This window comes from Luteibacter sp. dw_328, from assembly GCF_018449605.1.
Taxonomy (GTDB): Bacteria; Pseudomonadota; Gammaproteobacteria; order Xanthomonadales; family Rhodanobacteraceae; genus Luteibacter.
Map to the genome: position 1 here is coordinate 253,463 of NZ_JAAVUW010000006.1, position 13,708 is coordinate 267,170.

A 13,708-nucleotide genomic window follows, 5' to 3' on the forward strand; every position below is an offset into this window, starting at 1 on the left:
TCCGGTGAATTCGGTATCTGGGACCGTGTATGGTGCCACGTCCCCGCCCCCGCAAGGCTCCAGGCCTCATGTCACGACACTTCTTCGTGGCCGGTACCGACACCGGCATCGGCAAGACCCACGGCGCGCAGACCCTCGTCTACGCCTTTCGCGAGACAGGTGAACGCGTGGCCGGCATGAAGCCGATCGCCAGCGGATCCGCCCGGCACCCGGAGGGCCTGCGTAACCAGGACGCGCTCGACCTGCAGGCGGCGAGCTCACCGGCGCCGCCGTACGATCGGGTCAATCCCATCGCGCTCGAGGAGGCGGTCGCGCCGCACCTGGCCGCCGCGCGTGCGGGGCAACCGATCGTGTGGCCGCCGCTCGACGCGGGTTTCGAGGCGCTCGCCCGCGACTACGACCGGGTGATCGTCGAAGGGGTGGGTGGCTGGATGGTTCCGCTGGGTGAAGGCATGTCGACCGAAGACATCCCGCGCCGCTGGAACCTGCCTGTCATCCTCGTGGTCGGCATTCGCCTGGGCTGCATCAGTCACGCACGCCTCACCGCGAGGGCCATCGTGGCGGATGGCTGCCGGCTCGCGGGCTGGATCGCCAACGTCATCGAATCGGACATGCCGCTGCGCGAGGAGAACATCGCGACATTGCGCGATCTGCTGCCTGCGCCGTGCCTGGGCGTGCTTCCGCATCGCGTGGCACCGCGCGAAGCGGCGCTTTTGCTCGACCTCGACGCGCTCGGCTGACGGCAAATTCACGCGCCCCGGAATAACTAGATTCCCATGACGACCTATTTCCTCTCCGTAAAAGACATGAGCAAGGCCAAGGGCCCCGACCCCGAGCTTTCCTTCGAGGGCATCGGCCCGGAAAAACTGGCCGCCGACATCGCCGACGCCATGCGCAGCGACAGCCTTTTCCAGCGCTGGCGCGCCAAGCAACCCGAGCCGGACGAGGTCGATCCGGGCCTCGGCGTCACGGACGGAAGCGCCTCAGCGAAGGGCGAGCTGTCGAACGACCGTACGGACGTGCAGTTGACGACGAACCTGCCCATGCGCATCGTCAAGCATCGCCTGAACCTGCTGATCGGTTCGAGTTGGGAGCTGCGCGACACCCGCTGACCCCTGACCAGGCCCCTGACCGATGGCCGTTGTCCTTGACAGCCTCGCGCCGCTAGAGTGGCCGCTTTGCCCACGTCAGGGATTCGTTGCCCATGCTGAAGGTCCGTAGCCTCGTGATCGCCACCTCGATCGCCCTTACCGCTGCCTGCTCCTCGTCGAACGACGCCGACAAGGCTGTCGCACCGGCGCCGGCAGGCTCCGCGCCTGCGTCGGCCGCGACCACGGCGGCGGTTGCCGCCACGCCGGCGGCGCACGTCAATCCGTTGTTGACCCAGAGCGAGCTGCCGTTCCAGGCACCGCCCTTCGACAAGATCGTGGATGCCGACTTCCAGCCGGCGATCGAAGAAGGCATGAAGCAGCAGCTGGCCGAGGTCGAGGCCATTGCGAATTCGGCAGACGCACCGAGCTTCGACAACACCATCGTCGCCCTGGAAAAGTCGGGCGTCCTGCTCAAGCGCGCCCAGAACGTGTTCAGCGCACTCACGGGTGCCAACACGAACGACACCCTCCAGAAGGTCGACGAAGACGAGTCGCCGAAGCTCGCCGCTCATAGCGACGCGATTTATCTCAATGACAAGCTCTTCAAGCGGGTCGAGGCCCTGTACGAGAAGCGGGCGTCACTGAAGCTCGACCCGGAATCCGGCCGCCTGCTTCAGGTGACCTACGACGATTTCGTGCACGCCGGAGCCAAGCTGTCCGAGGCCGACAAGACCAAGCTGAAGGACCTAAACAAGGAAGAGTCCACCCTCAGCACCAAGTTCACCAACGTGTTGCTCGCCGCGACCAAGGCCGGTGCGCTGGTGGTCGACGACAAGAAGGCGCTCGACGGCATGTCGGACGCGGATATCGAAGCCGCGACGGCCGCTGCGAAGGACCGCAAGCTCGACGGCAAATATGTTGTCACGCTGCAGAACACCACGCAGCAGCCGGCCCTGCAGGGCATGAACGACCGCGACACGCGCGAGAAGCTGTTCAAGGCATCGTGGGAGCGCGCCGAGCACGGCGACGCCAACGACACGCGCGAGATCATCACCCGTATCGCCCAGGTCCGCGCCGACCGCGCGAAGCTGCTCGGCTTCCCGAACTACGCCGCCTGGAAACTCGACGACCAGATGGCGAAGACGCCGGCGGCTGCCGAGAAGTTCATGGAGCGTCTCGTGCCGGCCGCCGTCGCCCGCGCGACCGCGGAGTCCAGGGACATCCAGCAGGTGATCGACCAGGACAAGGGCGGTTTCCAGGTCCAGGCATGGGACTGGGATCATTATGCGGAGAAGGTCCGCAAGGCGAAGTACGACCTTGACGAAGCGCAGATCAAGCCGTACTTCGAGCTGGACAACGTGCTGCAGAACGGTGTGTTCTACGCGGCCAACCAGCTCTACGGGCTGACCTTCAAGGAGCGCAAGGACATCCCGGTGTATCAGGCGGATGTGCGCGTATTCGAAGTGTTCGACAAGGACGGCACCTCCATGGCGCTGTTCTATTGCGACTACTTCAAGCGTGACAACAAGAACGGCGGCGCGTGGATGAGCAACTTCGTCGACCAGTCGAAGCTGTTCGGTACCAAGCCGGTGGTCTACAACGTCGCTAACTTCACCAAGCCGGCGGCTGGCCAGCCCGCGTTGCTCTCGTTCGACGATGTCACCACCATGTTCCACGAGTTCGGTCACGCGCTGCACGGCATGTTCGCCAACACGCAGTACGCGTCGTTGTCCGGCGCGAACACCGCCCGCGACTTCGTCGAGTTCCCGTCGCAGTTCAACGAGCAGTGGGCGTCGGACCCGAAGGTCTTCGCCAACTACGCCAAGCACTACCAGACCGGCGCGGCCATGCCGGACGAACTCGTTGCCAAGATCAAGAAGGCGAGCAGCTTCAACCAGGGCTATGCGATGAGCGAACTCATCTCGGCAGCCCTGCTCGACATGCAATGGCACATGATTGCCCCGGGTGCGCCGAAGCAGGATGTCGATGCCTTCGAGGCGAACGCGCTCAAGAAGGCCGGCTTCACCCTCGCGCAGGTGCCGCCGCGTTACCGCTCCAGCTACTTCCAGCACATCTGGGGCAACGGCTACGCCGCGGGTTACTACGCTTACCTGTGGACGCAGATGCTCGATTCCGACGCCTTCGAGTGGTTCAAGGAGCACGGTGGCCTGACCCGCGAGAACGGGCAGATCTTCCGCGACAAGATCCTCTCGCGCGGCAATACCGAGGAACTCGGCAAGCTCTATCGCGACTTCCGCGGCAAGGAGCCGAGCATCGAGCCGATGCTTAAGGATCGTGGGTTGAAGTAATGGCATGGAAGACGGGGACACTTGAGTGTCCCCCGTCTGGTAACGCCAACGTCAGAGAATGAGTTCGAAGTTGTCGATCAATTCGCCATCGAAGACCCAGAGAATGATGCCCCAGATCTTCTCGTCCTCATCGGGCACGATACCGACTGACTGACCGGGGTGCTGGATAGGTGGACTGACGCCGTCCTTCCAGTTGTCGTGGTACTCCGGATCGGCAATTTTCTCGGGCGAATACAAGAAGTTCGGCATCTCCTGATGCGGATGGCCCCAATGGGCTCCGAACTTGACCTGGCGGTAGGGTTTGTCGAACACGAGTGCCAGTCCTGCCGCGTATACGGAGGTGTTGCCGAGCGCGATGCCAGAGACATAAGGTTTGTCCGTGCCCACTCTCAGCACCGCAAACGGGCCCTCGGGCAGCACGTATGCCGTAACCCCTGGCGCCAGGTCCGCATGCACCGACCCTTCGGCCCATTCGCCGGGGGACAGACTATTGAAGTCGATGATCGTGCTTCGTGCCTGTGTACGGATCTGCCGACCCGTGTCGCGACCTTTGTTGGAAAATTTGGGAAATCCCATGACTTGCTCCTTGTCTGATGAATCCTGGCCGCGCATGGCGAATTCGCGATGCTCCTGGCCAGCTCTTTTACCGGCACTCCTTCTCGGCGAAAGGATCGCCGTCACGCCGCCCGTGCCGGAAAGGCGGCTCTGTTCGCGATCTCGCTAAGGCGTAAGACTGATCCGCGAGATCTGCAACAAACCACCGCGCCAAAGGATCCCCTGCACTTCGTTGAGCGGATCGGCGTGGTAATCCAGGTTCATCGAAAATCCCCCGGCGTCACCATGCATCCTCTGCAAGGGCTGGCAGATATTGAACGAGTGGAGTTCGGCAAGCCCTGGTGCTTTCGCACTGGGCGATCTGAGGTACGTGATGCGCGACTCCGCGGCCCCGTTGGGGATGCGTATGTCACAGCGCACGTGGCCATAGGCACGGCGAAAGATCAAGCGACACTCGTTGTTCCTGCCGCGCGTACCTGTCACCACCACGCTGCCCTTGTCCGTCTCCTCGATGATGACATCGCTGACGGCCACGATCATCGTGTTGTTCAACTGCAGCATGGAGCCGGCCTTTACCGTGCCGGGGGGAGCATTCTCGAAAGACTCGTCCCATTTGCATGGCGCGAGCGCGCCCAGTTCGGGTCGCTTATACCCTTCTTGCTCGCTCGTCATGAACGCTTGCAGTTGCTTGTTGTTCCACGACGGTCTGGGGCCCGACGACTTCCCTGGCACGGGCGTCGGTGCGGGTTCGGCTCGGATTGCGGGTGACGCAGGTGTAGCGGACATCTGCAACATCATGTCGCGGCCCTCCAGGATGGATGGGCGCCGAGTTCCGGTCGGCGCGATGTTCGCTAAGCAGGCATCAAAATGGACCCGTCCGCAATATAACTTTCGTTATAGGTGTCAGCCGTCGGCGGCGTTGCGAACCTGTGCCGTGCGGCGGCGGTACCGCATGTAGAGGCGCTTCATGAGATAGAGCACCTGTCCGCCGAACCCCTTGTCCTGCGCCTGGAGGAGCTGGCTGTTCTCCGCATAAAGCATCTTGGAGAGGTTGTCCCGCGACGCAATCATCTCGCGCAGTGCGAACACATCGGCTTCGGTCAGTGTGTAACCCGGTGCCAGATGGTCGGGGAGCTGCCGGTTGACGTAATGGGTCGTGTGACGGGGCGCGGTTTCTTCCGCCAGCCGGTCCTTCGTGTAGAAGTACAGCGCGATGGACTTGCGCGAAAGCCCAGGGCGGTCGGCGGGGAAGGCGATCCGGTCGAAGCCGTGCCAGCTGGTCTCGGTGGTCTCGAAGATCACGCAGCGATTCAACAACGGTGCGACGCGCACCGCTGGCTGTGGGTCGGCATACGGGTCCTTGTAAAGATCGAGCAGCCCGCCCCACGCGTCGTCCCACTCGGGATTCAGGTACACGATGAGATTCAGTCGTCGGTGCCATCGCTCGCTGGGGTGGAAATTGAAATCGATGTGCGGGCTGAGTGGTTGCCCGTCGCGATTCTCGTGCGTACCACCGCCCAGGTAGAACGGGTCGTACAACAAGCCCTCGATACCGGTGACACGGCCGAGGTAAGTCAGGAACGCCGGTGTCTGAATGATTTCGTCGAGCCGCCGGTAAGCAGGCCCGAGCTGCGGCATGGCGTCCACGGTGGATTTACCACCCGGACGGCCGTCGTCACCGATGAAGTTGCCGCGCTCGAAGGCGGGGAACTCACGCACCAGCTCGGCAAGGAAGGCGGTGTCGAGGAACCCGTCGATGACGACATGGCGGAAGGGCTGGGCAGTGGCGAACGCCTCCGCGTGTCGTTCGGCCAGGCCCAGCGCCGCGGTATCGATGATGGCTTCGTGGTCCACTGATGAGTTCCTGCCCTGGATGCTCTCGGGATTCTAGTGCAAGAACTTTCCGAGCGAGAAACTCTTGCGAAAAAAAGGCCGCGCTTCTTGCGGAGCGCGGCCCGGATCATGCGAAACGGGTTTTACTCGCCGATCGTCAACAGCGACGCATTGCCACCCGCCGCCGTGGTGTTGATCGTGAGCGTGCGCTCACCGGCGAAGCGGAGCAGGTAGTGCGGGCCGCCGGCCTTCGGACCGGTGCCGGAGAGGCCTTCACCGCCGAACGGCTGCACGCCGACCACCGCACCGATCTGATTGCGGTTGACGTAGCAGTTGCCCACACGCGCGCGGCTCTGGATGTAATCGATGGTGTCGTCGATGCGGCTGTGGATGCCGAGCGTGAGACCGAAGCCAGTGGCGTTGATTTGCTCGACCACCTTGTCCAACTCCGAGCCCTTCCAGCGGATCACGTGCAGCACGGGGCCGAACACTTCGCGGGTGAGCACGTCGAGCGACGGGATCTCGTAAGCACGCGGCCCGAAGAACGTACCGTTCGCGGTGGCGTCGTTGAGCGGCACTTCGCCGATCTTCTTCGCTTCCTTGTCCATGCGTGCAGCATGGTCGACGAGGATCTGCAGTGCGTCGTTATCGATCACCGGGCCGACGTCGGTCGAGAGCAGGCCGGGATCGCCGATCTTCAGCTCGGCCATGGCGCCGGCGAGCATCGCGGTGACCTTGTCGGCGATATCTTCCTGCACGAACAGCACGCGTGCCGCCGAGCAACGCTGGCCTGCGGATTGGAAGGCCGAAGCGATCACATCCTTGACGATCTGTTCGGGCAGCGCCGACGAGTCGGCGATCATCGCGTTCTGGCCGCCGGTCTCGGCGATCAGCGCGGCGATGGGCGCGTTACGCGCGGCCAGGGCACGGTTGATCGCCCAGGCGGTGTCGGTCGAGCCGGTGAAGGCCACGCCGGCCACGCGCGGGTCACGCGTGAGCGCGGCACCGACGGTGGCACCGTCGCCCGGCATGTACTGCAGAATGTCGGTCGGTACGCCCGCGGCGTGCAGCAGCTTCACCGCGGCATAGCCGATCAGTGCGGTCTGCTCGGCCGGCTTGGCGATGACGGCATTACCGGCGGCGAGCGCCGCGGCGACCTGGCCGAGGAAGATCGCCAGCGGGAAGTTCCAGGGGCTGATGCAGACGAAGACGCCGCGGCCGTTGAGGAACAGCTGGTTGCTCTCGCCGGTGGGGCCGGGCAGCTGCTCGGGCTGACCGAACAGGCGGCGCGCCATGGTGGCGTAGTAGCGGAGGAAGTCCGCGGCTTCGCGGATTTCCGCGATGGCGTCGGGCAGGCTCTTGCCAGCTTCGCGCACGCACAGCGCGATGAACTCGGCGCGGTTGTGCTCGAGCTGTTCGGCGGCGTGCTCGAGGATCGCAGCGCGGCTGGCAGCCGGCAGGCGGTCCCACGCGGGCTGGGCCTTCACCGCGGCGGTCAGGGCACGATCGACCAGTGCCGGGTCCGTGTTCTCGACCGTGCCGACGATGCGGCGACGATCCGACGGATCGGTCACCTCGACCTTCGTGCCACCCGTGGCGCCACCGGCGACCAGCGGGGCGGCGGTCCACGGACCACTGTGGCGGTTGACGGCGTCGGCGAGCTCGTGGAGCTCGTTGTCGTTAGCGAAGTTCATGCCCATGGAATTCTTCCGAAGTTCACCGTACAGATTGACCGGCAGGGGGATGCGGGGATGGGGAATGGAGGCGAAGGCGCGCACCGTCTCGCACGGGTCGGCGACGAGGTCGCGCACCGGTACGCTCTCGTCGACCACGCGGTTGACGAAGCTGGTGTTGGCGCCGTTCTCGAGCAGGCGGCGCACGAGATAGGGCAGGAGGTCTTCATGCGTACCGACCGGCGCATAGACACGGCACGGTACGTTGAGCTTGTCCTTGCCGATCACTTCGGCATAGAGGTCCGCGCCCATGCCGTGCAGGCGCTGGTTTTCGTACGGACGGCCCTGCGCCAGGTGGTTGATCGCGGCGATCGTATGCGCGTTGTGCGTGGCGAACTGCGGGTACACCGCGTCGCCGCCGGCGGCGAACAGGCGGCGTGCGCAGGCGAGGTAGGAAACGTCGGTGTTCGGCTTGCGCGTATACACCGGGTAGCCGGTCAGGCCATTTTCCTGCGAGCGCTTGATCTCGGCGTCCCAGTAGGCGCCCTTGACCAGTCGCACGAACCAGCGACGGCCGGTGGCGCGGGCCTTCTCGGTGACCCAGTCGATGACGAAGGGCGCGCGCTTCTGGTACGCCTGGATCACGATGCCGAGACCGTTCCAGCCCTCCAGCGACGCGTGCTCGAAGACATCGCCGATGATGTCCAGCGAGAGCTCGAGGCGATCGGTCTCTTCGGCGTCGACCGAGAGCGCGATGCCGTTCTTGTAGGCCAGCTGCGACAGCTCGAGCAGCTTGGCGCCGAGCTCGATGCGCGCGCGGGCGCGGTTGGCCACTTCGTAGCGCGGATGCAGCGCCGAGAGCTTCACCGAGATCGACGGGGCTTCGAGATTGCTCTTGAACGGGCCGCGGGCACCGAGCGCGTTGATCGCGTCACGGTAGTCCTGCTGGTAGCGCTCGGCGGTTTCCTGGGTGAGCGCCGACTCGCCGAGCATGTCGTACGAGTAACGGTAGACCGCGTGTTCCTTCTCGGCGGAACGGTCCAGCGCTTCCTTGATGGTGCGGCCCATGACGAACTGGTGGCCCATGATGCGCATGGCCTGGCGCACGGCCAGGCGCACGACGGGCTCGCCTGCGCGACCGACCAGGCGGCGCAGCGCGGAGGTGAAGTCGTGGCGGGTCTCTTCGGCGAGGTTCACCAGGTGGCCGGTGAGCATCAGGCCCCAGGTGGACGCGTTGACGAACAGCGACTCACTCTGGCCCAGGTGCTTCTTCCAGTCGGCCTCACCGAGCTTGTCGCGGATGAGCTTGTCCGCCGTCGCCTTGTCCGGAATGCGAAGCAGGGCCTCGGCTACGCACATCAGCAGGACGCCTTCCTCGGAGGAGAGGTCGTACTGGCGCATGAAGGACTCGACCGCGCTCTGGTCCTTGGCTCGCGCGCGGACGCGCGTGACCAGGCCGGCAGCGACGTCGATGACGTGTTCGCGCTCGGTGGGCGGCAGGGTGGCCTGGACCAGCAGGTCGTTGACGGCCTCGGTTTCGTCGCGCAGCCAGGCGGCCGTGATACGCGCGCGCGCCGGCTCGGCGCCAGTCGGGAGTTCGGGGAGGAGGATCGATGGGTTCACGGGGGAGTGGGGTGCGTGAGGAGACCGCCCATTGTAGGGGAGCGGGGCCCTGGGTGTGTGTTGCATAGCGGAAGGGTGCCCTGCGGCGTGCGGCCTGCGACAACACGTCCCTTCCCAACCTTGCCGCTTCTTGACCAGCGCCCTATCATCCCTCGGGTTCCAGGCACGCTGGACTTTCCATGAACGTGCTTCGACCGACCGTCGCGGGTCAGCCGCGCGTGTTGTGGCTCAGGCCCAACCGTGCGCTGGACAAGCTTGGTCTGCGTCGACTGATCATGGGTCTGGCGGCGATAGCCCTGGCGACGGCGTCGTTTGGCGCGTGGCAGGGGAATGTCTTCGCTCCCGTGTTCGCCCTGATCGAAACCTTCGTCGTGGGGTTCGCGCTTGGCGCGGCCTGGAAGGCCGGCGACAGGGGTGAACGTATCGCCATCGGGCTGGATACGCTGGAAGTGAGGGTGGTGCCCGGACGCCGGGTGCAGCGCTTCCAGACGTATTGGGTCAGGGTGGGTCTGGCGCCGGGGGACGGACGCCAGCGTCTGTTGCTCAAGTCGCATGGCAACGAGCTCGAAATCGGCGCCTTTCTCGGGGAAGAGGAACGGGTCGAGGTGTCAAGGAAACTCATGGTGCTGCTGGCCGAAGTCTCGAGCCAGACGCGCAGGTAGGTTCATTAAAGGTGCAAGACATGACATCTGGCGGCATCGGACGATCGGTTTCGGCGTGGGCGGCAGGCGCGATGGCGCTGTTCGGCGGGGAGGCGTGGGCCAATCCCGTTCCTAACCAGATGAACATGACCCAGGGTGTGAGCGAGTGGTCGCCTTACGCCATGCACATGGTGGCCCTGTGGGTCTGCGTGGTCATCGGCGTCATTGTCTTCGGCGCCATGTTCATCGCGATGTTCCGTTTCCGGAAATCGCGCGGGGCTGTCGCCGAGAAGTGGGCGCACAGCACGAAACTGGAAATCGTCTGGACGGTCGTCCCGGTCATCATCCTGATCTTCCTGGCCAACCTCGCCACGGGGGGCCTGACCACGTTCGCCGACACCACCGGCGCCGACATGACGATCAAGATCACCGGCTACCAGTGGAAGTGGCGCTACGACTACGTCGACTACAAGGGCAAGGGCGTCGACAAGGTCGGCTTCGTGTCCAAGCTGGAGGAGTCCTCGGACCGTACCCGCCAGCTCAAGTCCAACCTCGACCCGGACAAGATCCAGGTCGACGGCTACAACACCTATCTGCTCGATGTCGACAAGCCCCTCGTGGTGCCGGTCGGGGTCAAGATTCGCTTCATCATCGTCGGCGGCGACGTCATCCACTCCTGGTGGGTGCCGGCGCTTGGCTGGAAGATGGACGCGATCCCGGGCATCGCCAATGCGGCCTGGACCAAGATCAAGGAGCCCGGTGTCTATCGCGGCCAGTGCGCCGAACTGTGCGGCCAGGACCACGGCTTCATGCCGATCGTCGTGAAGGCCGTGCCGAAGGCCGAGTTCGAACAATGGCTGGCGACCCAGGAAGACGAGGCCAAGATCCAGAAGGCCGCGCAGACCGCCCAGAACGCTCCCGCCCCGGTCCCCCAGGGTTAACCGAACAGTCTTTTGCAGGTAGAGGTGCAAGGCCATGGCGCACGCAGCCACCCACGACCACGATCACCACGGAGCCCCGAAGGGCTTCTTCCAGCGATGGGTGATGTCCACGAACCACAAGGACATCGGCACGCTGTACCTGATCTTCTCGCTGACGATGTTCTTCATCGGCGGCGCTTTCGCGATGGTTATCCGCGCGGAGTTGTTCAAGCCGGGCATGCAGCTCGTGCAGCCGTATTTCTTCAATGAAATGACGACGATGCACGCCCTGGTGATGATCTTCGGCGCGATCATGCCGGCCTTCGTCGGCCTGGCGAACTGGATGGTTCCGCTGATGGTCGGCGCGCCGGACATGGCGCTGCCGCGCATGAACAACCTGTCGTTCTGGATTCTGCCGTTCGCCTTCTTCATGCTGCTGTCCACCCTGTTCATGCCGGGCGGCGGCCCCGCCGGCGGCTGGACGATGTACCCGCCGCTGTCGCTGCAGGGCGAGTCGGTGGCTTACGTGATCTTCGCGATCCACCTGATGGGCATCAGCTCGATCATGGGCGCGATCAACATCATCGCGACCATCCTCAACATGCGCGCGCCGGGCATGGACCTGCTGAAAATGCCGGTCTTCGTCTGGAGCTGGCTGATCACGGCGTTCCTGCTGATCGCGGTGATGCCGGTGCTTGCCGGCGCAGTCACCATGTTGCTGACCGACAAGTACTTCCACACCAACTTCTTCAACGCCGCCGGCGGCGGTGACCCGGTCCTGTTCCAGCACATCTTCTGGTTCTTCGGGCACCCCGAGGTCTACATCATGATCCTGCCGGCCTTCGGGATCATCTCGGAAATCATCCCGACCTTCGCCCGCAAGCCGATCTTCGGCTACCGCGCGATGGTGTTCGCGATCGCTTCCATCGCCTTCCTGTCGTTCATCGTCTGGGCGCACCACATGTTTGCCGTGGGCCTGCCGATGGGCGCGGAGATCTTCTTCATGTACGCGACGATGCTGATCGCGGTGCCCACGGGCGTGAAGGTCTTCAACTGGGTGTCGACCATGTGGGGCGGCTCGATGACCTTCGAGACCCCGATGCTGTTCTCGATCGCCTTCGTGATCCTGTTCACCATCGGCGGCTTCTCCGGCCTGATGCTGGCCCTGGCGCCGGCCGACTTCCAGTACCACGACACCTACTTCGTGGTCGCGCACTTCCACTACGTGCTGGTAACCGGCGCCGCGTTCTCGATCATGGCCGCCGCGTATTACTGGATCCCGAAGTGGTCGGGCCACATGTACAGCGAAACCTGGGGCAAGATCCACTTCTGGTCCAGCGTGATCTCGGTCAACGTGCTGTTCTTCCCGCAGCACTTCCTCGGATTGGCGGGCATGCCCCGACGCATCCCGGATTACAACGTCGCCTTTGCCAACTTCAACATGATCAGCTCCATCGGCGGCTTCTGGTTCGGCGCCTCGCAGCTGATCTTCCTCGGCGTGATCATCCACTGCGTCTTCTTCTCGAAGAAGAAAGCGGCGGACCGCTCGTGGGAAGGCGCCAAGGGCCTGGAGTGGACCGTGCCGTCGCCGGCACCGTTCCACACCTTCGACGTGCCGCCGGTCATCCACGACGACGAGCTCGCCCACGGCAACACGGACCACTGATCGATGCAGGACATGACGGACATCGAGATGACGGCGCGCCGCAAGCGCGCCCGCGTTACCGCACTCATCGCGGGCGGCTTCGCGGTGGCGGTGTTCCTACTCTCGATCGTGCAGATGCTGAAGGTCTGAGCGGCTAAACCAAGCGACATCCACGGGAAACCACCATGGGTCACCAGCAACAAGACGTCTATTACGTACCGAGCAAGAGCTACTGGCCCATCGTGGCGGCGGTCTCCATGTTCGTCACCGTGTACGGTGCCGCGCATTGGCTGAACTCGCAGCCCGGCGACAGCAGCGCCTTCGGCAAGCCGATGTTCTGGGTCGGCTTCGCCATGATCCTGGGCATGTTCTTCGGCTGGTTCCGTTCGGTCATCCGCGAATCGATGGCGGGAAGCTACAACGGCCAGGTGGATCGCTCGTTCCGCATGGGCATGATGTGGTTCATCTTCTCCGAAGTGATGTTCTTCGGTGCTTTCTTCGGTGCGCTGTTCTACGCCCGCATCTTCTCTGTGCCCTGGTTGGGCGGTGAAGGCCATGGTGTCCTTACCCACCAGTTCGTCTGGCAGGGTTACGAGGCTTCGTGGGGCGCGAACGGTGGCGGTGGTCCGCAGAAGATCGGCGGCTCGTTCCAGACCATCGCGGCCTGGGGCCTGCCTTTGCTCAATACGCTGATCCTGCTGTCGTCCGGCGTGACCATCACCATCGCGCACCATGCGCTGAAGGCTGGTCACCGCAAGGCGCTGCTGATCGGTCTCGGTGCGACGGTGCTGCTCGGTTGCGGCTTCCTGTGGTTCCAGGCCCACGAGTACGCCGAAGCATACGAGCACTTCAACCTCACGCTGGGCAGCGGCGTCTACGGCGCCACGTTCTTCATGCTCACCGGCTTCCACGGCCTGCACGTGACGCTGGGCACGATCATGCTGGCGATCATCTGGATCCGCTGCGCCAAGGGCCATTTCACCAAGGACGACCACTTCGGTTTTGAAGCCGTCGCCTGGTACTGGCATTTCGTCGACGTGGTGTGGCTGGCGCTGTTCCTGTTTGTTTACGTGCTTTGACCTGACGTAAGCGACAGCCGTGTGAATCGAAAAACCCGCCGTGAGGCGGGTTTTTTTTTGGCTGAAGCTCTTTTTGGGAGCCGCCGCCTTCCCGCCGTGTTGAGCCGCGCCCACTGACCTTGCGCCTTGCGGGTCCGGATCCTTCCAGACGCGCAATTCGCGCGATCTGAGGAGGGATCATGGAACACACCATCCTGAGGGGTACGCCATTGACGCATGTGCGTCATTGGCGTACCTTCGTCGCGTGATCTTCGTCGGCAAAAGTGCCGGGGCGCGGGTGATTTACTACCACTTCGTTCCCCGCTCTCACATGGCGATGTTGCTGATATTCGCAAAGCG

At 63.9% G+C, this 13,708-nt stretch carries 12 protein-coding genes; 8 read left to right on the plus strand and 4 right to left on the minus strand.

Features of this window, described 5'->3' with window-relative positions:
• Positions 1–68: 68 nt before the first annotated feature.
• The 3 genes from bioD (at position 69) to dcp (ending at position 3,400) form a co-directional block, all read left to right on the plus strand.
• Positions 69–740 carry a dethiobiotin synthase gene (gene bioD / locus HB634_RS16105; RefSeq protein WP_213949284.1) on the plus strand — a complete coding sequence of 224 codons (672 nt, stop codon included), beginning with the start codon at positions 69–71 and terminating at the stop codon, positions 738–740.
• A gap of 36 nt (positions 741–776) precedes the next feature.
• A complete protein-coding gene (locus tag HB634_RS16110) occupies positions 777–1,112 on the plus strand; it encodes a hypothetical protein (RefSeq protein WP_213949286.1) in 336 nt (111 codons plus the stop codon).
• A gap of 92 nt (positions 1,113–1,204) precedes the next feature.
• Positions 1,205–3,400 (plus strand): peptidyl-dipeptidase Dcp, encoded by a 2,196-nt coding sequence (dcp, locus tag HB634_RS16115; RefSeq protein WP_213949288.1) that lies wholly within the window; start codon positions 1,205–1,207, stop codon positions 3,398–3,400.
• Positions 3,401–3,451: 51 nt separating this feature from the next.
• Here the strand turns inward: dcp and HB634_RS16120 are convergent, their stop codons facing one another.
• From HB634_RS16120 to putA, 4 genes are all read right to left on the minus strand, one after another.
• Entirely contained in the window at positions 3,452–3,976 is a 525-nt protein-coding gene (locus HB634_RS16120) for a hypothetical protein (RefSeq protein WP_063572623.1), read from the minus strand.
• A 144-nt stretch (positions 3,977–4,120) separates the two neighbouring features.
• Entirely contained in the window at positions 4,121–4,753 is a 633-nt protein-coding gene (locus HB634_RS16125) for a hypothetical protein (protein WP_213949290.1), read from the minus strand.
• A 105-nt stretch (positions 4,754–4,858) separates the two neighbouring features.
• Entirely contained in the window at positions 4,859–5,809 is a 951-nt protein-coding gene (locus HB634_RS16130) for a 2OG-Fe(II) oxygenase (protein WP_063572625.1), read from the minus strand.
• 122 nt (positions 5,810–5,931) lie between these two features.
• Positions 5,932–9,084 (minus strand): bifunctional proline dehydrogenase/L-glutamate gamma-semialdehyde dehydrogenase PutA, encoded by a 3,153-nt coding sequence (gene putA / locus HB634_RS16135; protein WP_213949292.1) that lies wholly within the window; start codon positions 9,082–9,084, stop codon positions 5,932–5,934.
• 179 nt (positions 9,085–9,263) lie between these two features.
• Here putA and HB634_RS16140 point away from each other — a divergent pair, with 179 nt between their 5' ends.
• Genes HB634_RS16140 through HB634_RS16155 form a run of 5 tightly spaced genes read left to right on the plus strand, consistent with a single transcriptional unit; the run spans position 9,264 to position 13,369 of the window.
• Positions 9,264–9,746 carry a DUF2244 domain-containing protein gene (locus HB634_RS16140; protein ID WP_213949294.1) on the plus strand — a complete coding sequence of 161 codons (483 nt, stop codon included), beginning with the start codon at positions 9,264–9,266 and terminating at the stop codon, positions 9,744–9,746.
• Between the two features lie 20 nt (positions 9,747–9,766).
• Entirely contained in the window at positions 9,767–10,666 is a 900-nt protein-coding gene (gene coxB / locus HB634_RS16145; protein WP_213949296.1) for a cytochrome c oxidase subunit II, read from the plus strand.
• 34 nt (positions 10,667–10,700) lie between these two features.
• The gene (gene ctaD / locus HB634_RS16150) at positions 10,701–12,311 is read left to right on the plus strand and encodes a cytochrome c oxidase subunit I (protein ID WP_063573036.1); all 1,611 of its coding nucleotides are present in this window, start codon (positions 10,701–10,703) and stop codon (positions 12,309–12,311) included.
• Positions 12,312–12,314: 3 nt separating this feature from the next.
• Positions 12,315–12,440: a hypothetical protein gene (locus HB634_RS22920; RefSeq protein WP_255548639.1), complete on the plus strand. Its 126-nt coding sequence runs from the start codon at positions 12,315–12,317 to the stop codon at positions 12,438–12,440.
• 35 nt (positions 12,441–12,475) lie between these two features.
• Positions 12,476–13,369, plus strand: coding sequence for a cytochrome c oxidase subunit 3 (locus tag HB634_RS16155; protein ID WP_063573035.1), 894 nt, complete (start codon positions 12,476–12,478; stop codon positions 13,367–13,369).
• Positions 13,370–13,708 lie beyond the last annotated feature (339 nt).

Bases quoted from the DNA above. Each gene is read 5' to 3' on its own strand.
- dcp (WP_213949288.1), top strand. From the start codon at position 1,205: ATGCTGAAGGTCCGTAGCCTCGTGATCGCCACCTCGATCGCCCTTACC.
- HB634_RS16140 (WP_213949294.1), top strand. From the start codon at position 9,264: ATGAACGTGCTTCGACCGACCGTCGCGGGTCAGCCGCGCGTGTTGTGG.
- HB634_RS16110 (WP_213949286.1), top strand. From the start codon at position 777: ATGACGACCTATTTCCTCTCCGTAAAAGACATGAGCAAGGCCAAGGGC.
- HB634_RS16120 (WP_063572623.1), bottom strand. From the start codon at position 3,976: ATGGGATTTCCCAAATTTTCCAACAAAGGTCGCGACACGGGTCGGCAG.
- HB634_RS16125 (WP_213949290.1), bottom strand. From the start codon at position 4,753: ATGATGTTGCAGATGTCCGCTACACCTGCGTCACCCGCAATCCGAGCC.
- HB634_RS16155 (WP_063573035.1), top strand. From the start codon at position 12,476: ATGGGTCACCAGCAACAAGACGTCTATTACGTACCGAGCAAGAGCTAC.
- coxB (WP_213949296.1), top strand. From the start codon at position 9,767: ATGACATCTGGCGGCATCGGACGATCGGTTTCGGCGTGGGCGGCAGGC.
- ctaD (WP_063573036.1), top strand. From the start codon at position 10,701: ATGGCGCACGCAGCCACCCACGACCACGATCACCACGGAGCCCCGAAG.
- bioD (WP_213949284.1), top strand. From the start codon at position 69: ATGTCACGACACTTCTTCGTGGCCGGTACCGACACCGGCATCGGCAAG.
- HB634_RS22920 (WP_255548639.1), top strand. From the start codon at position 12,315: ATGCAGGACATGACGGACATCGAGATGACGGCGCGCCGCAAGCGCGCC.